The organism is Ensifer adhaerens, assembly GCF_013283195.1.
Taxonomy (GTDB): domain Bacteria; phylum Pseudomonadota; class Alphaproteobacteria; order Rhizobiales; family Rhizobiaceae; genus Ensifer; species Ensifer adhaerens_G.
In genome coordinates this window covers 915,851-934,567 of record NZ_JABEKT010000001.1, presented here as the reverse complement: position 1 = coordinate 934,567, position 18,717 = coordinate 915,851, and the positions used below count along the sequence as shown (strand labels likewise).

The following is an 18,717-nucleotide window of genomic DNA, read 5'->3' as shown; positions in this document are numbered from 1 at the left end:
TTTTTGTTTTTGAAGGTGACCGTCACATGAGCAAAAACTGGCGCCCGGCAACCCAACTCGTCCACGGCGGAACGACCCGCTCCCAGCACGGCGAGACGTCCGAAGCAATCTTCCTCACCCAGGGCTTCGTCTACGAGACATCCGAGGCGGCGGAAGCGCGCTTCAAGGGCGAGACCGAAGGCTTCATCTATGCCCGATACGGCAGCCCGACCAACGACATGTTCGAAAAGCGCATGTGCATGCTGGAAGGCGCCGAAGATGCGCGCGCCACGGCATCGGGCATGGCCGCAGTCGCCGCCGCCATTCTCTGCCAGCTGAAGGCCGGCGATCACATCGTTGCTGCTCGCGCCCTCTTCGGCTCCTGCCGCTGGGTGGTCGAGACGCTGGCGCCGAAATACGGCATCGAATGCACGCTGGTCGATGGACGCGATCTCGCCAACTGGGAAAAGGCAATCCAGAAGAACACCAAGGTCTTCTTCCTGGAAAGCCCGACCAACCCGACGCTCGAAGTCATCGACATTGCCGGCGTTGCCATATTGGCCAACCAGATCGGCGCCAAGGTCGTGGTCGACAACGTCTTCGCCACGCCGCTGTTCCAGAAGCCGCTTGAACTGGGCGCTCATATCGTCGTCTACTCGGCCACCAAGCATATCGACGGCCAGGGCCGGTGCCTCGGTGGCGTGGTGCTGTCCGACAAGGACTGGATCAACGAGCATCTGCACGATTACTTCCGCCACACCGGCCCGGCAATGTCGCCGTTCAACGCCTGGACGCTGCTGAAGGGCATCGAGACCCTGCCGCTGCGCGTCAAGCAGCAGACGGAGAATGCCCGCCGCGTCGCCGACTTCCTGGCCGAGCAGCCTCAGGTCGCCAAGGTGATCTACCCGGGCCGCAAGGACCACCCGCAGGCCGACATCATCGCCAAGCAGATGACCGGCGGCTCGACCCTCGTCGCCTTCGAACTCAAGGGCGGCAAGGACGCGGCCTTCGCGCTGCAGAACGCACTGCAGATCGCCCGCATTTCCAACAATCTCGGCGACAGCAAGAGCCTGATCACGCATCCGGCAACGACGACGCACAAGAACCTGACCGACGAGGCGCGCGACGAACTCGGCATCTCCGCCGGCACCGTGCGTTTCTCCGCCGGCATCGAGGACAGCGACGACATCGTCGAGGACTTTGCCCGCGCGCTGAAGAGCGTCAAGGCCTGACATCGACGGACAGGATGGCCGCCCAGACAGCGGGCGGCCACTACTGCCGGTCGCGAAAACCCATTCGCGCGAGCATGATGCGCGAGAGCGCCGTGTAGAGGCAGACGACGGCAAACAGCGTCGCCAGTACCGAAAACCACGCCGGGAACAGACAGAAGGCCAGGAAGACGGCGATCGTCTCGGTCGCCTCGGCGAGCCCTGTGGTGAAGTAGAGCGACTTTTCCCCCCGCACATCCGTCGTCATCGCTCGCTTCTCGGCCATGATGGCATAGGCAAGAAAACTCGCACCATTGACGTAGAACGAGAAGAGCAGCAGCCCGCCGGCGAGCCCATTGGCCTGCGGATCGGTGAGGATGAAGCCAAGCGGGATGGCGCCATAGAAGACGAAGTCGAGCACGATATCGAGGAAACCGCCGAAATCCGTCTTGCGCGTTGCTCGCGCCACGGCGCCGTCGAGCCCATCGCAAAGCCGGCTGACGACGATAAGGATGGCGCCTGCGAGATAGAATTGCCCGGCTATCAGGGCAGCGGCAACGAGGCCGAGCGCCAGGCCGGCGATCGTGACAGCATTGGCGCTGATACCCCCGCGGGCGAGCGCGGCGCCCACGCGATCCAGCATCGGATCCAGATGTTTTCTCACCGCGCCATCAAGCATCGGCGCAGCCTTCCCGCCGTGTTGCAGGCAACGCATGCAATCCTGCCGTTATTCTTGACGAAACCATATTGCTGTAGAATACCCTGAAAGACTTGAAACAAGGTGTTGCCCATGTATCGCGCGCTCACTCGCGACATAGAAGTTACGGTGGAGCCGTACTATCTGGAAGAGCAATCTGATCCGGATGACAGCCGCTATGTCTGGGGCTACCGCATCGTCATCGCCAACCATTCGACCGAGGCGGTCCGGCTGATGACGCGCTACTGGCATATTACCGACGAGAACGGTCAGGTGGACGAGGTCAGCGGACCCGGCGTCATCGGCGAGCAGCCGTTGCTGAACCCGGGCGACACCTACGAATACTCTTCCGGATGCCCGCTCGATACGCCGTCTGGCGTCATGTTCGGCCACTACAGCATGGAATCGGAAGGCGGAGAACACTTCAACGTGGCCATCCCCGCCTTCTCGCTCGATTCACCAGGGCTCGTGCGAACCCTGAACTAGGATCGAGCGTTTCCGATTTGAACGGAAACGCCGCTCGACATGTCTGCTCTGGCGCATTTCCGTACGGAAAACCGCTTCGCACTTTTCCTGAAAATGCTCTGGTCTTACTGCTGGCGGACTTCGCTCGCCTCGAAGCGATAGGTGGTCGAACAAAACTCGCACGTCACTTTGATCAAGCCGTCCTCGATCGTGCTCTCGATGTCGTCGGCATGCAGCCCGGTCAGTACCGAACGGATCTTTTCGCGCGAGCAGCTGCAGCGATCATAGACGGCCTGCGGCTGATAAACGCGAACGCCGCGTTCGTGGAACAGCCGATAGAGAAGGCGCTCCGTGCCGACCATCGGATCGGTCAGCTCGTCGGCATCGATCGTCTCGACCATGACCTTGGCTTCCGCCCACAGATCGTCCTCGTCGAAGAGATCGTCGTTGTCGTCACCGTCGCCGCCCGAAAGATCCGGCTGGCGCATGCGGTCCGGTGCATCCGGCAGAAACTGCGCGACCATGCCGCCGGCACGCCAGCGATGGCGCGGCTTGCCGTTCTCGTCGCGGTCGAGCAATTCGGCGACGCCGAGGCGCACCTTGGTCGGGATCTGCTCCGACTGGCGGAAATACACGCCGGCAATTTCCTCGAGCGTGGCGCCATCGAGCGCGACGATACCCTGATAGCGCTGGGTATGGGCGCCCTGGTCGATGGTGAAGGCGAGAATGCCCTTGCCGAGCAGTTCGTGCGACTGCGTGCGCCCGTCCTTCAAGGCATCGGCAAGCGCTTCCTCGTTGAAGCGGGCATAGGCGCGCACCTTGTCGGGCGTGGCAAAATCGGCGACCACGAGATCGACGGGACCGTCACTCTTCGTCTGGACGATGAGCTTGCCGTCGAACTTCAGCGACGTGCCGAGCAGCACAGTCAGCACCACGGTCTCGGCGACGAGCCGGGCGACCGGAAGCGGATAGTTGTGGCGCTCAAGGATGGCATCGAGCATCGGGCCGAGCTGGACCGCGCGGCCGCGAACATCGAGGCCTTCCACCTGGAAGGGCACGACATGGTCGTCACCGGCAAAATCGAATTCGCCAAGTCCGGGCGCCATCTCAGTCATCTGCAGCTCCTTACGTAACCGGAGAAGGCCGCGCGAAGGACATGAACATCCCCCGGCGCAGCCTGCCCGTCATCCTATTTGATCCCGCCATAAACGGATTTGTCCAGCAGGCATGTGCCATTTTCCGGCCCGTCATGCCCTGCCTGTCGTCAGGGTGCGTCCGTGGTTTCGACCCAGGAACGTCCCGCATGCGGCCTAAATCGGGTCGCACGCGGCAAATTTCAAGGGGCGCGCTCGCCGGTCAGACGAGCCCCATGCACCAGGCGATGATCGACTTCTGCGCATGCAGCCGGTTCTCCGCCTCGTCGAACACCACCGACTGGGGGCCGTCGATGACCTCGTCGGTCACCTCCTCGCCGCGGTGTGCCGGCAGGCAGTGCATGAACAGGGCGTCCGACGAGGCGTGTTTCATCAAGGCCTCGTTGACCTGGAAGGGCTGGAAGACGTTGTGGCCGCGGGCGCGATGCTCCTGGTTCATCGAGATCCAGGTGTCGGTGACGACGCAGTGGGCACCGGCAACGGCCTGTTCGGCCTCGTGGCACAGCAGGACCTCGCCGCCGTTGTTGCGCGCCCAGTTGAGGATCTTGTCATGCGGCTCGGAGCCGAGCGGCACCGCCATGTTCATGCGGTAGCCGAAACGGGCCGAGCCCTCGATGAGCGAATGCAGCACATTGTTGCCGTCACCGGTCCAGGCGATGGTCTTGCCCTTCACCGGGCCGCGATGCTCCTCGAAGGTCATGATGTCGGCCATGATCTGGCAGGGATGCGTGTCGTCGGTCAGGCCATTGATGACAGGCACGGTCGCGTGTTCGGCAAGTTCGAGAAGCCGGCGGTGATCGGTGGTGCGGATCATGATCGCGTCGACGTAGCGCGACAGCACCTTGGCGGTATCGCCGATGGTCTCGGCGCGGCCGAGCTGCATCTCGGTGCCAGAGAGAAACAGGGTCTCGCCGCCGAGCTGGCGCATGCCGACATCGAAGGAAACGCGGGTACGGGTGGACGGCTTTTCGAAGATCATCGCCAGCATCTTGCCGGCGAGCGGCTTTTCGGCGGTTCCGGCCTTGGTCGCCGTCTTTCGCACGCGCGCGTCGTCAATGATCGTCCTGAGATCCGCTGCCGTCATGGCCGAAAGATCGATGAAGTGTCTTGTGCCTGCCATCGTAGTCAATTCCTGTCCTCAGAATGGTCCTGAAGCGCGGCCGGGGTCGAAGACTAAAAAACGCTTCGACGCCTCGGGTTCACGCATGGACCCTTAGGAAAATCGCTGCCGATCTCCGGGTTCAAAAATTAGGCTGCGGCAGTGCCGCTCGCGCTTCTCACCGCTTCAGCTGCGCGTTCGATGCGCGCCAGACCCTCACGCGCCTCTTCGGCCGTCACGGTCAGCGGCGGCAGCAGACGCAACACGTTCTCGCCGGCCGGAACGGCCAGCAGTTTCTCGGCACGGATTGCCTTCAGGAGATCCGCCGAAGGCCCCTTGACCTTGATGCCGAGCATCAGCCCGTCGCCGCGGATATCCTCGATCACATCGGGGAAACGATCTTTGAGCGACGCGAGCCCCTGGCGGAAGACCAGGGCGACGTCGCGGACATGCTCCATGAAACCGTCGGCCAGGATGACGTCGAGCACGGCGTTACCGACCGCCATGGCAAGTGGGTTGCCGCCATAGGTCGAACCGTGTGTACCGGCGACCATGCCGGCAGCCGCCTCTTCCGTCGCGAGGCACGCGCCGAGCGGAAAGCCGCCGCCGATGCCTTTGGCGACAGCGACGATATCCGGGTGGATGCCAGCCCATTCATAGGCGAAAAGCTTGCCGGTCCGGCCGACGCCGGTCTGGACCTCGTCGAGGATCAACAACAGGCCGTATTCGTCGCAAAGGGCCCGCAGTTCCTGCATGAACTCCTTGGTGACCGGGCGGATGCCGCCCTCGCCCTGGATCGGCTCGATCAGGATCGCCGCCGTCTCGTCGGTGATCGCATCCTTGACCGCCGCGATGTCGCCGAAGGGCACCTGATAGAAACCCGGAGCCTTCGGGCCAAATCCCTCGATATACTTCTGCTGGCCGCCGGCGGCGATCGTCGCGATCGTGCGTCCGTGGAAGGCGCCCTCGAAGGTGATGACGTGGAACTTCTCCGGATTGCCCTTGGCATAGTGGTAGCGACGAGCGGTCTTGATCGCGCATTCAAGCGCTTCAGCACCGGAATTGGTGAAGAAGACACGATCAGCGAAAGTCACTGCCGCCAGCCGGCGTGCGAGGCTCTCCTGGCCGGGAACCTCGTAGAGGTTCGACAGATGCCAGACCTTCTCGGCCTGCGCCTTCAGCGCCTCGACCAGATGCGGATGCGCATGGCCAAGCGAGTTGACGGCGACGCCGGCGGCGAAGTCGAGATAGCGCGTGCCGTCTTCGGCAATCAGCCAGACGCCCTCTCCTCGCTCGAAACGCAACGGCGCACGCATGTAGGTGTCGTAAAGCGGCGTGGTTGCAGTCATGGCGAGCCTCTCCTTCATTGCTATCGGCATCGATCCGCGCCCTGTTAAGCGCGGCAGAAAATTAAAAATGCCGCCTTGCGGCGGCGCAGGCACTATTCCTATTTCGCAGCGCAATGTCAACAAAACCAAGCCTTGCAGTGCGGTCGGACCGGGCTCATCCATGCGACGAAAAAATCACCCGGCAGGGCTTGCAAAAATACAACGCCCACCGAGCAAGTTGGGGAAAACCAAGAAATCGATTCGGCGTGATTCCGCGGACTCTTGCCACGGAGTCCGCCGGTCAGTAGGTTAACGTTCAATTACTAGACGCATGCGGCGGACCTAGTCACCAAAAGTGTTATCGCGTTGCAGCTCCGGAGCCTGTCCGGAGCGTGGTGAGGGATTCTGTCATCGCCAACGCTGAGAACGGAGAGTGCAGAAATGAACTGGACTGACGAGCGGGTGGAAAAACTGAAGAAGCTTTGGTCCGAGGGCCTGAGCGCGAGCCAGATCGCGGCACAGCTTGGCGGCGTCAGCCGCAATGCGGTCATCGGCAAGGTTCACCGGCTGAGCCTGCCCGGCAGGGCCAAGGCTGGCGGCACAGCCGCCGCGACCCGGCCGAAGCAGCGCCCGGCCACCTCGGCGCCGCGCGCTCCGAACTACGCTTCGCGCGTCACCACCCGCACGGTTACCCGCCCGGCTGGCGCCACCGTCCTCAAGGAAGAGGTCGAAGTCGATTTCGTTGCCGAACAGGATTTCAGCGTTCGGACGGATGTGGTCGTGCCGATGTCGCGCCGCCTTGAGCTGACGCAGTTGACGGAGCGCACCTGCAAGTGGCCGATCGGCGACCCGCTGAAGGAAGAGTTCCACTTCTGCGGCAACGACTCTCCGGAAGCTTCGCCCTATTGCACTTTCCATGCGCGGCTTGCCTACCAGCCGTCCGCCGAGCGCCGCCGCGCTCGCTAAGGCTTCGAAGACAACACATGAAAAAGGGGCCGCGCGGCCCCTTTTTTATTGGATGAATGGCTCAGCTCTCGAGCGAGTAGCCGGCACCGCGAACGGTGCGGATGACATCCGGCATGCTCGAAAAATTCAGCGCCTTGCGCAGGCGGCCGACATGCACATCGACGGTGCGCTCGTCGACATAGATATCGTGGCCCCAGACGCCGTCGAGAAGCTGCGACCGCGAGAAAACCCGACCCGGAGAGGACATCAGAAATTCGAGCAGGCGGAATTCCGTCGGACCGAGGCGGACCTCGCGCGTGCGGCGATGCACCCGGTGGGTTTCGCGGTCGAGTTCAATATCGCCGCAGCGCAGCAGCGTAGACAGAACTTCGGGCTTGGCACGCCGCAGCATCGCCTTGACGCGGGCCATCAACTCAGGGGTCGAGAACGGCTTGACCACATAGTCGTCGGCACCGGTGGCAAGGCCGCGAACCCGCTCGCTCTCCTCGCCCCGCGCCGTCAACATGATGATCGGCAGGCGCTCGGTCTCCGGGCGCTGGCGAAGGCGTCGGCAAAGCTCGATGCCGGAAACACCCGGCAGCATCCAGTCGAGGATCAAGAGATCCGGCAGGCGCTCCTGCAGACGGATCTCGGCCTCATCCCCACGCAGGATCGTATCGACATCGAAACCCTCGGCTTCGAGGTTATAGCGCAAGAGCACACTCAGCGCCTCTTCGTCTTCGACAACGGCGATTTTCGGCAACATCAGGTAACGTCTCCTTACCCAGAGCATCCCGTGTTCGATCGAACGCGACGTGATGCTCGAACATATAGCATCTGAAGCGTTCCGGGCGATTTCAAACGCACGCGCGAAATCGGGTGGCTACAGACACAGCAAAGCGGGGCCGCAACCGTGGCTGCGACCGGATGAGGTTCAAAAGCAGGCACTCGAACGTATCCGGGCTTAGTCCTTTACGGCACCCAGCGTCGACGTATTGTCGTCCTTCGGACGTTCGCCTTCCGGCTGGGCGCCCGTCGCCATGTAATAGATCGTCTCGGCGATGTTGGTGGCATGGTCGCCGATGCGCTCGATGTTCTTGGCGCAGAACAGAAGATGCGTGCAGGGCGTGATGTTGCGCGGATCTTCCATCATGTAGGTGAGCAGCTCGCGGAACAGCGAGGTGTAGATCGCATCGATCTCCTCGTCGCGCTCACGGATGCTGTTGGCCTTCTCCGGCGAGCGCGAGGCGTAGACGTCGAGGACTTCCTTGAGCTGCACGAGCGCAAGTTCGGCCAGGTGCTCGAGGCCACGCGCCAGCTTGCGCGGGATGCCGGAGCCGGCAACGGCGATGACGCGCTTGGCGTTGTTCTTGCCGAGGTCGCCGACGCGCTCCAGATCGGAGGCGATGCGGATCGACCCCATGATCTCGCGCAGGTCGGCAGCGACTGGCTGACGCTTGGCAATGGTGATGATCGCCTTTTCGCCGATCTGGCGCTCGGCTTCATCGAGGATGGTGTCGTCGGAAATCACTTTCTGCGCCAAGGCGAGGTCGGAATTGACCAGCGCGCGGACGGATTCGCCCACCATCTGCTCGGCAATGCCGCCCATCTCGGAGATGCGGCGTGTCAGGTATTTCAGTTCTTCGTCATAGGCGGACATTATGTGCATGGACATAATCTGTGATCCTTGCGGGCGCGTTCAGGAAACGGGGTGAAGGCGAGCTTCGGCGATCAGCCGAAGCGGCCCATGATGTAGTCCTGGGTACGCTGGTCATCCGGATTGGTGAACATCTTGTCGGTATCGTTCTCCTCGACAAGATTGCCGAGATGGAACATGGCGGTGCGCTGTGAAACGCGCGCTGCCTGCTGCATCGAGTGGGTGACAATGACGATGGTGAAGTTTGTGCGCAGTTCGTGGATCAGCTCCTCGACCTTGGCCGTCGCGATCGGGTCGAGCGCCGAGCACGGTTCGTCCATCAGGATCACTTCCGGGCTGACGGCAACGGCGCGCGCGATGCACAGACGCTGCTGCTGGCCACCGGAAAGCCCGGTGCCGGGCTCCTGCAGGCGGTCCTTCACCTCGTTCCACAAGCCAGCCTTCTGCAGGCTGGTTTCAACGACATCGTCGAACTCCGACTTGGTGCGGGCAAGCCCGTGGATGCGCGGGCCGTAGGCGACGTTGTCGTAGATCGACTTCGGGAACGGGTTCGGCTTCTGGAACACCATGCCGACGCGGGCGCGCAGTTCGACGACGTCGATCGTCGGATCGTAGATATCGTCTTCATCGAGCGTGATCTTGCCGGTGACGCGGCAGTTCTCGATGGTGTCGTTCATGCGGTTCAGCGTGCGCAGGAAGGTCGACTTGCCGCAGCCCGACGGGCCGATCAGCGCGGTCACCGTGTTCTCGCGGATGTTGAGATTGACGTCGAAAAGCGCGCGCTTCTCGCCGTAATAGACCGACACATCCTTGCCGATCATCTTGTAGGGCACGGTGTTCATTTTCTGATCCAAGGCTTTTTCGACTGCTGCTTCTGACATGATGTTCATAGTAATTACCTCACTACCAACGGCGCTCAAAGCGACGTCGCAACAGAATGGCGCCAAGGTTCATGACGACGAGGAAGATGAGAAGAATGATGATTGCACCGGATGTGCGCTCGACGAAGGCGCGTTCCGCTTCGTTGGCCCACATGTAGATCTGCACTGGCAGGGCCGTTGACGGTTCCATCGGCGAGCCGGGATAGTCGACGACGAAGGCGACCATGCCGATCAACAGCAGCGGCGCGGTTTCGCCAAGTGCGTGGGCAAGGCCGATGATCGTGCCGGTCAGAATGCCAGGCATCGCCAGCGGAAGCACGTGATGGAAGATGGTCTGCATCTTCGACGCACCGAGACCGAGAGCTGCCGAGCGGATCGACGGTGGCACCGCCTTCAACGCCGCGCGGGTGGCGATGATGATCGTCGGCAGCGTCATTAGCGTCAGCACCAGACCGCCGACGACCGCCGCAGACCGCGGCATGCCGGCAAAGTTGATGAAGACTGCCAGACCGAGGAGACCGTAGACGATCGACGGCACGGCAGCGAGATTGTTGATGTTGACCTCGATCAGGTCGGTCAGCCTGTTCTTAGGCGCAAACTCTTCGAGATAGATCGAGGCGGCGACACCGATCGGCAGCGACAGCACCAGCACGATCAGCATCATGTAGAGAGAGCCCAGAGCGGCAACACCCACACCGGCGGCTTCCGGACGGCTGGACGCACCGAAGGTGAAGATGCCGGTGTTGAAGCTTTTCTTCAGGACGCCGGCGCTGGCCAGCTCGTTCATCCAGGTGACCTGCTGGTCCTTGACCTTGCGCTTGCTCTGGTCGACCGCCAGGTCGATCTGCCCCTTGAAGGCGGAGTCGACATTGGCTTCTGCGAGCAACGTCACCGGTATGGTCTTGCCGATGACCGAGGGGTCGGCGACAACGATGTCGCGCAACAGCGTGCGGGAACTCGCCGAGACCATGTCGGTCGCCTGCTTGACCAGCGGACGCTTGCTTGCGTCGATACCGAGCTGCTTGATCAACGCATCGCGCACCAGGAGCGGATAGTTGGCGGTCATTAGCACCTTGCCGTCGGTCGTACGCTCACCCTTGGGGTCGATGACCTTTTCGGTGAATTCGATCGGCAGCGTGATCGTCGTCTGCTGGAACGCGGTGTAGCCGTTGGAGAACACGGTCCACAGCAACAGGGCGAGGAAGAATAGACCGAGGCTTATGGCGCCGATGCCATAGGCACGGAACCGACGCTCGGCGGCGTAGCGGCGCTTGATGCCGATATCACGCTTTGCGGATGCGGGACGGGTGGAGATCCGGACGGCCGGGGAAGCGATGTCGGTCATTCGTACTGTTCCCGATACTTGCGCACGATGTAGAGCGCATAAATGTTGAGGCCGAGCGTGATGACGAAGAGCGTGATGCCGAGCGCAAACGCGACCAGCGTCTGCGGCGAGGTGAACTCAAGGTCGCCCGTCAACTGGTTGACGATCTTGACCGTCACCGTCGTCATCGGCTCGAAGGGATTGATCTGCATGCGGGCGGCGACACCGGCGGCCAGCACCACGATCATCGTTTCGCCGACGGCGCGCGAGGCGGTCAACAGCAGTGCGCCGACGATGCCCGGAAGTGCTGCGGGAAGGATGACCTTCTTGACCGTTTCGGAACGGGTGGCACCGAGACCGAGCGATCCGTCACGCAGCGCCCGCGGCACCTGGGTGATGATGTCGTCCGACAGCGAGGAAACGAACGGGATCAGCATGATGCCCATGACGATGCCGGCGGTGAGGACGCTCTGTGCCTGGATGAAGTTCTGATAGTTGCCGGTGACCAGACCGTTCAGCTGGGCGGAAATATCGCGCAGGAACGGGCCGACGGTCACGAGTGCGAAGAAACCGTAGACGATGGTCGGGATGCCCGCCAACACTTCCAGCAGCGGCTTTGCCGTCGAACGTAGGCGCGGGCTTGCATATTCCGCCATGTAGATGGCTGCGAAAAGACCGATCGGCACCGCGAAGAGCATGGCGACGAAGGCGATGTAGAGCGTGCCGGCGAGCAGCGGGATCAGGCCGAACTGGCCGGAGGCGCCGCCACTGCCTGCAGCCGCAAACCGCGGGTCCCAGACGGTGCCGAAGAAGAACTCGAAGGGCGAAACCATGGTGAAGAAGCGGCCCGCTTCCGACAGCATCGAAGCGATGATGCCGACCGTGGTCAGGATGGCGATCGACGAGGCGACGACCAGTGCGCCGAGCATGACGCGCTCGACCTGATTGCGAGCGCGGAAACGGGTGGCGATGTTGCGGATGGCATAAACGCCGCCGGCAATGGCGATCAGCAGCACGACCGCGCTCATCAGCCAGCGATTGGTGACGGTCATCGCGTTGAAATGCTGGGCAGCAGTGATCATGTAGGGCTCACCCTCACCCGCCAGGGCCACGCCCTTGGCAGCAAGCGTGGAGCGAAGATTGGCCGAACCGCTTTCAAGCGCGGAAACTTCTTCGGCCGTCAGCCGCTTCAGTCCACCGGCAACCGACTTGACCTGGCCAAGTGCCAGTTCGACAGTCGCGCCACCCTGCGCCTGCACCGTTTCTGGCAACACCGCCCGGGTGCTGGAGTCGATATAGACAGGTGCAGCGACGAGCCAGGCACCGAGCACCAGGGCTGCCGGGAGGATCGCCCAGATCGCAACGTAACTGCCATGATAGCCGGGCAAGGAATGCAGATTGGAGAGCTTGCCGCCAGCCTGCGCGAAGGAGCGCGCACGGCCCGCAAAATAAGAAATAAAGCCAATTAAAACAATGAGCAAAAGAAGAAATGAAGTACTCATCGGCACGTCTCCGCGGCGTGGCGCTCAAGGCGCTGCCGGCAGTTCGGATGGAGGCATGCCCCGGCGCGAGCAATGTCGCGCCGGGGCTTGTCAGTATCAGAGCATGTTGCCGGCTGCGAAAGCCTTGCGGATCTCTTCGCGCTCGGCATCCGGAGCAGCGACGAGGCCGTATTCGGCAAGCGGGCTTTCCGGGCCGATCATCTGATCGTCGAGGAAGAACTCAACATATTCCTTGAGGCCCGGGATAACGCCGAGGTGCGCCTTCTTGACGTAGAAGTAGAGCGGGCGCGAAACCGGGTATTCGCCGGAAGCGATCGTTTCGGTCGACGGAACGATGCCGTTGACGGTGGCGACCTTCAGCTTGTCGGCGTTGTTTTCATAGAAAGACAGGCCGAAGACGCCGATGCCGTTCTTGTTGGCGGCGATACGCGCCAGCGTTTCGGTGTAATCGCCGTCGATGTCGACAGCCAGGCCGTCCTTGCGGACTGCGACGCACTTGCTGTGCTGCTGCTTTTCATCGGCAACGGCAGCCTTGATGACGTCGAGGGCGCCGGCTTCCTTGCAGCCTGCAGCCAGGATCTTCTCTTCGAAGACTTCGCGCGTGCCGTGCTTTTCGCCCGGGATGAAGGCGGCGATATCGGCGTCCGGCAGAGCGGCGTTGACTTCAGACCACTTCTTGTAGGGGTTGGCGACGAGCTTGCCGTCGACGACGACTTCAGCAGCCAGACCCTTGTAGAGATCGACGGGCTTCAGAGCGAGGTCGGCATTGCCGGCGTCGGTTGCGAAAACGATACCGTCGTAACCGATCTGGATTTCCTGGATTTCGGTGACGCCGGCGGCCTTGCAGGCCTCGACTTCGCTGTCCTTGATCTTGCGCGAGGAGTTGGCGATGTCGATGGTGTCAGGGCCGACGCCCTTGCAGAATTCCTTCAGGCCAGCCGAGGAGCCGCCGGATTCAACAACCGGGGTCTTGAAGTCCGGGAAGGTCTCGCCGAACGTCTCGGCGACGATCTTTGCGTAGGGAAGAACCGTCGAGGAGCCGGCGACCTGAACCTGATCGCGCGCGACAGCCACGCCAGCGAACGCGGCGGATGCGACGAGCGCCGCGACAGTGAGTTTAAGAGCTTTCATAAAAGTTCTCCCGGAATGGGCTTGTGTTGAGTGCGCCAAGCGTTGCAGCGCTCTTCGCCGTCTGATCGGCTGCCCCTAACTAGCCGCCGATAGCCACACCTTTTATGTCAGTTTCGCGAAACATTTATGACAGCTCATGTCATTGAAAATCATAATGAAAAATGAACAGCGCAACGTTATCCAGCGCCAATATGTCAAAAACGCACGGTAAACACCGTGCCCTTGCCCAGCTCCGAGTGGATCAGGAGCCGCGCGCGATGGCGGGTCAGGATGTGCTTGACGATCGCAAGGCCGAGACCGGTACCCTTTTTCGAGCGGCTCGCCTCGACATTGACGCGGTAGAACCGCTCGGTGATGCGCGGCACATGTTCGGCAGGAATGCCGGGGCCATAGTCTCTGACGACGACCTCGGCCTGCCCGCCTTCGCCGCCGGAAAGCTCGACATCGACCTTCTTGCCTTCCTGGCCGTATTTGCAGGCGTTCTCGATCAGGTTCTCGAACACCTCGGTCAGCTCGTCGCGGTCCCCCTGAACGACAACGGGACTATCCGGCATCGTCAGCGTGATCGTCACGTCGAGATCGCTCGCAAGCGGCGCAAGACTGTCACGGACATGGCCGAGCAGCGGGCGTAGGTCGATCGTATCGTCAGGTGCGATGTGGGATTTCAGCTCCAGCCGCGACAAAGACAGGAGGTCGTCGACAAGCCGGCTCATGCGCGTCGCCTGCTCGTGCATGATGCCGAAGAACTTTTCCTGCGCCTTCAGATCGTTGCGCGCCGGGCCTTGCATCGTCTCGATGAAGCCGCGCAACGATGCCAGCGGCGTGCGCAGCTCGTGGCTGGCATTCGCAACGAAATCCGAGCGCATGCGATCGATGCGGCGGGCCTGCGAGATGTCGCGGTAGGTGAGCAGGAAGACCCGGCTCCACGGACCGTCGCCGCCAATTTCGGCGGGCGCCACCCTGACCACGTAGACCGCATCGGACGGCAGACGCTCGGTGTGTTCGATCTGGTTGATCTTGCCGGTCGCGATCGTCTCGCGAACCATATCGAGAATGCCGGGCGAACGGACGCGGGCTGCGAGATAGCTGTTGGGCGGAATGGTGCCGAAAGCCTTTTCGGCCGCGATATTCTGGAAGACGACGGTTTCATCGACCGCCACGACCAGAACCGGCATATCAAGCGCGTTCAAGGCCGGGATCAGCGCGTCGCTGGCGCCACCCGTCACGGCTGCCACCTTGGCCGCTTTTGCGGCCTTTGGCAGCGCCGAGGGCGCACTGCGGTTGAGCAGGGCGGCGGCAAGCACGATCCAGAACGGCAGGACAGCGAGAAAATGAATGCCAGCAATGGTCGCAAGGACTGCCAGCAGCGCCGTCAGGCCGAGCAGCCAGCGCTCCGCCTTCAACCGCGGCACGAGCGTCCGCCAGAACGCCTTGGAACCGTCCAGCACCATATCCTCATGAATCACTTTGGTCTTCCTCCCGGCCTCAAATGGTCGAGAGATAACGACGCTTCATGACATGATTTTCACGACGCGCTTGAATCCGCAATGCAATTGTGGCCTCCTCACAGGAAATCGCTCGGGCTGGAGGAAGACCACATGGCGTCAACGCAGGCGGCAACGAAGACCGAAAGCCGGGCGGTGGAGCTCGATATCGGCGGCAAGAAGCGGCTCTTCGACGTCGACAACCCGGAATTGCCGAAGTGGATCGACGAGGCGGCCTTTGCCTCCGGCGGCTTTCCCTACAAGAAGAAGCTCGACGACGACGACGACTACCTGAAGACGCTGGAAACGCTTCAGATCGAACTGGTCAAGCTGCAGCTCTGGCAGCAGGCGACCGGCAAGCGCATCATCGCGCTGTTCGAGGGCCGGGACGCGGCCGGCAAGGGCGGCGCCATCCATGCCACCAGCAGCAACCTTAATCCCCGCTGGGCCCGCGTGGTCGCCTTGACGAAGCCGACCGAGACCGAGCGTGGGCAATGGTACTTCCAGCGCTACATCGCGACCATGCCGACAGCGGGCGAACTCGTGCTCTACGACCGCTCCTGGTACAACCGCGCCGGCGTCGAGCCGGTCATGGGCTTCTGCACGCCAGAGCAGCACGAACAATTTCTCAAGCAGGTGCCGCGCTTCGAGAAGATGATCGTGCACGAGGGCATTCAATTGTTCAAATTCTGGATCGATATCGGCCGCGAAATGCAGCTCAAGCGCTTTCACGACCGTCGCCATGATCCGTTGAAGATCTGGAAGCTGTCGCCGATGGATATCGCAGCACTTAACAAATGGGACGACTACACCGAGAAGCGCGACCAGATGCTGAAGGCGACCCACACGGACCATGCGCCGTGGACAATCGTGCGAGGCAACGACAAACGACGCGAACGGATCAATCTCATTCGCCACATCCTGTCCAAGCTCGATTACGAGGGCAAGGACAAGGATGCAATCGGCGAGATCGACGACAAGATCGTCGGTTCAGGCCCCGGCTTCCTGAAATAGCCGAAGCCCGCGAGCCGGCCTTTCGTGCAGGCTTATTGGCCCGGCAGGACGCGGATGGCGTAAAGGTTCAAGCCCTTGCCGCCGCCGCTGATGTCGCTGTTGATGACGATCTGCCCGGCAGCGCTTGGCGCGAGGCTTCGGTCGAACGTCACCTTGAACAGCATGTCGACCCGCTCATCATGCAGGGTGAAACGGTGTCGGCCGCACTCACCGAGTGAAGAGAAGTTGCACTCCACCGCGAACTCTGTCGACTTGCCGGGCGTGGCCTGTACCGTCAGCGCCAGCGTCGACGTCTTGCCCGAAAGTTCGGCCAGGATCGCCGCCGGAATCTCGATGGTCACGTCGCCGTCCGCATCGGCATCGCCAGAGGTCAACAAGACGCGCTGGCCGCCGTCGTCATTGACAGGCTCGGCAGTCGCCTGCGGGCCGGGCGTGATCGCCCCTGTCTTGCCGGGCGTGTACACCTCGACCCAATCGCCGGTGAAGCCTTCCTGGGCGCCGAGCGTCGGCAGACCGGCAGCCCCGTCGAAATCCTGTGACGCCACGGTTGCCGGCGGATTGGCGACATTGGTGTCGCGCGCGGCCGGCGACTGCAGAAGATTGTTGGTCTCGACCCACCAGACGGCGGCGACGACAGCAGCCAGCAGCGTCGCGACGACCATGGCGAGCGACAGCAGGCTGCCGCGCTTGCGTCGACGCTTGCGGCCGTCGGTTGCGCGCACGTCCGGCGCGACCGCTCCCCTGCCTTCATTCGACTGCCTGGCCGCAACCTCGCCGGCCGCAGCCGTAGAGACAACAGGGCCGTCGCGGTCGGCACGAAGGCCACCAAGTCCACCGTCATTCTGTCCGTCGCGCGGCGTCTGGCCGGCAAAAGCCGGCTCGCGGCGGCCATCGGAAGGCGCGGACGGCTGCGGCTCGGACCTTGCCGCTGCCGCAGCGCGCGGTGCGACAGCATCATCGAGGCTGACAGACGGGGCCGGCGCCGGGCGCGCCTTCAGGGCTGCGCGCTCCTCGGTCTCGATCGCGTGGATGACCGCTTCCAGCCGATGGCGCTGCTGGGCGACGACGTTCTGGTCCTCGATCCCCTGCTTCTGCAGCCCGGTTTCGAGCGCCTGGCGCGCGGATTGATAGATGCGCGCCCGCGTCTCGGCGTTGGTCCTGTCGGAGCGCTCCAGCGCATTTCGGATTGCAGTCTCGAGTCCGCTCACGTCAAATCCTTCTGTGCATACCGGGCCTTACAACACCGCGCGTCAAATCTGGCGCGCAAAGGACGCTGTAACGCTTTAAATCTGCTGCATAATCCTAGCCTTAAATCGGATCCGATTTAAAGGATTATGCCGTAGCCCCGCCGGCGCTCGTCATTTCGATCGGCGCCTTCTTTGTCATCCGCAAGCTCTTATCGGTTAATTCCGGATGCACGCCGTTGGTTTTGTTAACAATTGCGTAACCGCTGCTTTCAAAATCCGCAAGTCCGACGCGCGGGCGACCCCGGCAACGTCGGGGAAAACTGCCCGACCACCATCGCCGCCACGAAAATCCGCATCTTTGCAAGCGCGCAACTTGCTGCTATCTATTTTGACGTTTACGCAAACGTCAAAACTTCTACGGGATGGAGAACTCGATGTCGCTGCCGCCAATTCTTTCCGGAACGACGAGACTGCCGGTTGTCGGCGCACCTTTGTTCATCATCTCGCATCCCAAGCTGACGATCGCGCAGTGCAAGGCTGGCGTGGTCGGCTCCTTTCCGGCATTGAACGCCCGCCCGCAATCGCAACTCGACGAGTGGCTTGCCGAAGTCACCGAGACGCTCGCCGACCACGACACCCGGAACCCTGGCCGCAAGGCCGCGCCCTTTGCCGTCAACCAGATCGTCCACAAATCCAATACCCGCCTTGAGCACGATCTGATGCTCTGCATCAAGTACAAGGTGCCGGTGGTCATATCTTCGCTTGGCGCCGTGCCGGAGGTCAACGCCGCCATTCATTCCTATGGCGGCATTGTGCTGCATGACGTCATCAACAATCGCCACGCCAATTCGGCGATCCGCAAGGGTGCTGACGGGCTGATCGCCGTTGCCGCCGGCGCCGGCGGCCACGCCGGCACGCTTTCCCCGTTCGCCCTCGTCCAGGAAATCCGCTCCTGGTTCGACGGCCCTCTGCTTCTCTCAGGCGCGATCGCCAATGGCGGCGCCATCCTCGCCGCCCAGGCCATGGGCGCCGACATGGCCTATATCGGCTCGCCCTTCATCGCCACGGAAGAAGCGCGCGCCAGCGACGCCTACAAACAGATGATCGTCGACAGCAATGCCGCCGACATCGTCTATTCCAACTACTTCACCGGAATCCATGGCAACTACCTGAAACCATCGATCGCAGCCGCCGGCATGGACCCGGCAAACCTGCCGGAAGCGGATCCGTCGAAGATGGATTTTGCCCAGGCAACCGAGGGCGCCAAGGCCTGGAAGGACATCTGGGGCTGCGGCCAGGGCATCGGCGCCGTGCGCAAGATCACCTCGGTCGCACATATGGTCGATCGCTGGGAGCGCGAATACGATGCCGCACGCGCCCGTCTCGGGCTCCACCCCGCGCCGACGATCGCTGCCAACAAGGAATTTTCAAGTTCTCGAAACTGATGGCTTGAAATCTTGGCGCTTTGCGTTTATCAGCGCCTCACACTTCGTTCCGCGGTCTTTTCGCGGAACCGCCTCAGGGCCGCTTTAGCTCAGTCGGTAGAGCACATCATTCGTAATGATGGGGTCAGCAGTTCGAGTCTGCTAAGCGGCACCATTTTCCTTCAAAGAAATGAGCACTGTAGCGGGATGAAAGTCTGAAGCTGGCCGAAGGCCGGCG

The 18,717-nt window shown here is 62.2% G+C and carries 17 protein-coding genes and 1 tRNA gene; 6 read left to right on the top strand and 12 right to left on the bottom strand.

The annotated features are described in order from the left end of the window. Positions 1-26: 26 nt before the first annotated feature. Positions 27-1,211: an O-succinylhomoserine sulfhydrylase gene (locus LPJGGPFB_RS04395; RefSeq protein WP_173418908.1), complete on the top strand. Its 1,185-nt coding sequence runs from the start codon at positions 27-29 to the stop codon at positions 1,209-1,211. A gap of 40 nt (positions 1,212-1,251) precedes the next feature. Here the strand turns inward: LPJGGPFB_RS04395 and LPJGGPFB_RS04390 are convergent, their stop codons facing one another. Next, on the bottom strand, positions 1,252-1,866 hold the full coding sequence (locus LPJGGPFB_RS04390) for a CDP-alcohol phosphatidyltransferase family protein (protein ID WP_173418907.1): 615 nt from the start codon (positions 1,864-1,866) through the stop codon (positions 1,252-1,254). A 111-nt stretch (positions 1,867-1,977) separates the two neighbouring features. On the opposite strand from LPJGGPFB_RS04390, the gene apaG reads away from it, so the two are divergent. Beyond that, complete coding sequence (apaG, locus tag LPJGGPFB_RS04385) at positions 1,978-2,370, top strand: Co2+/Mg2+ efflux protein ApaG (RefSeq protein WP_173418906.1); 393 nt, start codon at positions 1,978-1,980, stop codon at positions 2,368-2,370. 104 nt (positions 2,371-2,474) lie between these two features. Here apaG and LPJGGPFB_RS04380 read toward each other — a convergent pair whose 3' ends face one another. The 3 genes from LPJGGPFB_RS04380 to LPJGGPFB_RS04370 form a co-directional block, all read right to left on the bottom strand. Then, positions 2,475-3,464, bottom strand: a complete 990-nt coding sequence (locus LPJGGPFB_RS04380) for an Hsp33 family molecular chaperone (protein WP_173418905.1) — start codon at positions 3,462-3,464, stop codon at positions 2,475-2,477. Between the two features lie 241 nt (positions 3,465-3,705). After that, complete coding sequence (gene argF, locus LPJGGPFB_RS04375) at positions 3,706-4,623, bottom strand: ornithine carbamoyltransferase (RefSeq protein ID WP_173418904.1); 918 nt, start codon at positions 4,621-4,623, stop codon at positions 3,706-3,708. A gap of 128 nt (positions 4,624-4,751) precedes the next feature. Continuing rightward, the gene (locus LPJGGPFB_RS04370; protein WP_173418903.1) at positions 4,752-5,951 is read right to left on the bottom strand and encodes an aspartate aminotransferase family protein; all 1,200 of its coding nucleotides are present in this window, start codon (positions 5,949-5,951) and stop codon (positions 4,752-4,754) included. Positions 5,952-6,371: 420 nt separating this feature from the next. On the opposite strand from LPJGGPFB_RS04370, the gene LPJGGPFB_RS04365 reads away from it, so the two are divergent. Next, positions 6,372-6,896 carry a GcrA family cell cycle regulator gene (locus LPJGGPFB_RS04365; protein ID WP_173418902.1) on the top strand — a complete coding sequence of 175 codons (525 nt, stop codon included), beginning with the start codon at positions 6,372-6,374 and terminating at the stop codon, positions 6,894-6,896. A gap of 61 nt (positions 6,897-6,957) precedes the next feature. Here the strand turns inward: LPJGGPFB_RS04365 and phoB are convergent, their stop codons facing one another. The 7 genes from phoB to phoR form a co-directional block, all read right to left on the bottom strand. Continuing rightward, the gene (gene phoB / locus LPJGGPFB_RS04360; RefSeq protein ID WP_025425800.1) at positions 6,958-7,641 is read right to left on the bottom strand and encodes a phosphate regulon transcriptional regulator PhoB; all 684 of its coding nucleotides are present in this window, start codon (positions 7,639-7,641) and stop codon (positions 6,958-6,960) included. Between the two features lie 198 nt (positions 7,642-7,839). Further along, entirely contained in the window at positions 7,840-8,553 is a 714-nt protein-coding gene (gene phoU / locus LPJGGPFB_RS04355; RefSeq protein WP_112809004.1) for a phosphate signaling complex protein PhoU, read from the bottom strand. Positions 8,554-8,606: 53 nt separating this feature from the next. Next, positions 8,607-9,422, bottom strand: coding sequence for a phosphate ABC transporter ATP-binding protein PstB (gene pstB / locus LPJGGPFB_RS04350; protein WP_115418563.1), 816 nt, complete (start codon positions 9,420-9,422; stop codon positions 8,607-8,609). Positions 9,423-9,435: 13 nt separating this feature from the next. Next, complete coding sequence (gene pstA, locus LPJGGPFB_RS04345; protein ID WP_173418901.1) at positions 9,436-10,758, bottom strand: phosphate ABC transporter permease PstA; 1,323 nt, start codon at positions 10,756-10,758, stop codon at positions 9,436-9,438. Next, the gene (pstC, locus tag LPJGGPFB_RS04340) at positions 10,755-12,239 is read right to left on the bottom strand and encodes a phosphate ABC transporter permease subunit PstC (protein ID WP_173418900.1); all 1,485 of its coding nucleotides are present in this window, start codon (positions 12,237-12,239) and stop codon (positions 10,755-10,757) included. The genes pstA and pstC overlap by 4 nt, the downstream gene beginning before the upstream one ends. Before the next feature lie 96 nt (positions 12,240-12,335). Then, on the bottom strand, positions 12,336-13,370 hold the full coding sequence (locus LPJGGPFB_RS04335; RefSeq protein WP_173418899.1) for a substrate-binding domain-containing protein: 1,035 nt from the start codon (positions 13,368-13,370) through the stop codon (positions 12,336-12,338). Between the two features lie 194 nt (positions 13,371-13,564). After that, entirely contained in the window at positions 13,565-14,821 is a 1,257-nt protein-coding gene (gene phoR, locus LPJGGPFB_RS04330; RefSeq protein ID WP_210264429.1) for a phosphate regulon sensor histidine kinase PhoR, read from the bottom strand. Positions 14,822-14,968: 147 nt separating this feature from the next. Between phoR and ppk2 the strand changes: the two genes are divergently transcribed. After that, on the top strand, positions 14,969-15,868 hold the full coding sequence (ppk2, locus tag LPJGGPFB_RS04325; protein ID WP_173418897.1) for a polyphosphate kinase 2: 900 nt from the start codon (positions 14,969-14,971) through the stop codon (positions 15,866-15,868). A gap of 32 nt (positions 15,869-15,900) precedes the next feature. On the opposite strand, the gene LPJGGPFB_RS04320 is transcribed toward ppk2, so the two are convergent. Then, positions 15,901-17,076 (bottom strand): biotin transporter BioY, encoded by a 1,176-nt coding sequence (locus LPJGGPFB_RS04320; RefSeq protein ID WP_173418896.1) that lies wholly within the window; start codon positions 17,074-17,076, stop codon positions 15,901-15,903. Positions 17,077-17,489: 413 nt separating this feature from the next. Between LPJGGPFB_RS04320 and LPJGGPFB_RS04315 the strand changes: the two genes are divergently transcribed. Together LPJGGPFB_RS04315 and LPJGGPFB_RS04310 are read left to right on the top strand one after the other, a co-directional pair. Further along, complete coding sequence (locus LPJGGPFB_RS04315; protein ID WP_173418895.1) at positions 17,490-18,500, top strand: NAD(P)H-dependent flavin oxidoreductase; 1,011 nt, start codon at positions 17,490-17,492, stop codon at positions 18,498-18,500. Between the two features lie 78 nt (positions 18,501-18,578). After that, a tRNA-Thr gene (locus LPJGGPFB_RS04310) sits at positions 18,579-18,654 on the top strand. The last annotated feature ends 63 nt before the right edge of the window (positions 18,655-18,717 follow it).